Annotated in this window: 1 protein-coding gene; it reads left to right on the top strand. The window is 33.4% G+C overall.

Annotation, left to right across the window (positions count from 1 at the left end; genetic code table 11):
- Positions 1-151: 151 nt before the first annotated feature.
- Positions 152-1,069 carry an AEC family transporter gene (locus BHE89_RS17950; RefSeq protein WP_128860693.1) on the top strand — a complete coding sequence of 306 codons (918 nt, stop codon included), beginning with the start codon at positions 152-154 and terminating at the stop codon, positions 1,067-1,069.
- Positions 1,070-1,158 lie beyond the last annotated feature (89 nt).

Raw genomic sequence — 1,158 nt, 5'->3', positions numbered from 1 at the left:
ATGGAATAATAATAAAAAAGCTATTCTTAAAATGCGGTATAAATTTATTTTTATCATTTTTTGAATTGGCTTTTATATTAATAACATAAAATAGAAATCTGCATGATGTTGCGATATTGTAAAGTATTACGATATCTTTAGGACAAATATTATGCAAAATGTGTTATTAACGTTATGGCCGTTATTTGCGTTAATTGCGCTAGGTGCAATTTTAAGAAGAAATAAAACGTTTGAACCGGCATTTTGGGTTGGAGCTGAAAAACTTAACTACTTTTTACTTTTTCCTGCTTTATTGATCAATAGCTTGGCAAATGCGCCTTTATCTGATCCTCAATTACCTCATCTTGCCGGGGCTATTTTTTCTGTGGTGATTATTGTCACAGTATTATGTGTTGTGTTGAAAAAAACGATAGGTTGGTCTGCTGGACGTTTTGGTGCAATTGTTCAAGGTAATATTCGATTTAACACTTATTTAGGGTTAGCCATTGTCGCTGATCTATTTGGTGTTGAAGGATTAGGGATCGCTGCATTAATATTGGCAACGCTAGTTCCATTATCCAATGTTACTTCAGTGCTTTGTTTAACCGCGGGACAAAATGTGACTTTGCGTCAACTCGTATTGCCTATCATAAAAAATCCTTTAATTATCTCTTGTATTATTGGGATCATAATAAATCTGTCAGGCGTTGGGCTTCCTTTTGGGAGCGATCAATTTCTCAAATTGTTAGCAGCAACCAGCTTACCTTTGGGACTTATTTGTATTGGTGCGGCATTACATCTATCAACACTAAAAGCAGAAAGTAAAATGATTAGTATTAATACCGTTACTCGTTTACTTATTGTACCGATGATCGCGTATAGTGTTGCTTACTTTTTAGGCTTATCACCACTTGTCACAATACTTCTCGTTATTTTCTTTTCTATTCCAACGGCTCCGACATCTTATATTTTAACCCGACAGTTAGGGGGCGATTCTGAGTTAATGGCAGGGATCATTACTTCTCAAACAATGTTTGCAGCAATCACACTGCCTATTGTATTAAGCTTGCTATTCAGGATGATTTTTTAAAAGTGAAATATTCTTTATATTTAATTATGTCATGATTTTGTGACGTTTCTTTATATTAAAATATTTTATTTTTCATTATCTTTATTTTT

The organism is Shigella sp. FC1967 (assembly GCF_001743005.1).
GTDB lineage: Bacteria > Pseudomonadota > Gammaproteobacteria > Enterobacterales > Enterobacteriaceae > Proteus.
This window is presented reverse-complemented; position numbering and strand designations above follow the sequence as displayed.

Excerpts from the sequence above, each read along its gene's own strand:
- BHE89_RS17950 (WP_128860693.1), top strand. The coding sequence starts at position 152 with ATGCAAAATGTGTTATTAACGTTATGGCCGTTATTTGCGTTAATTGCG.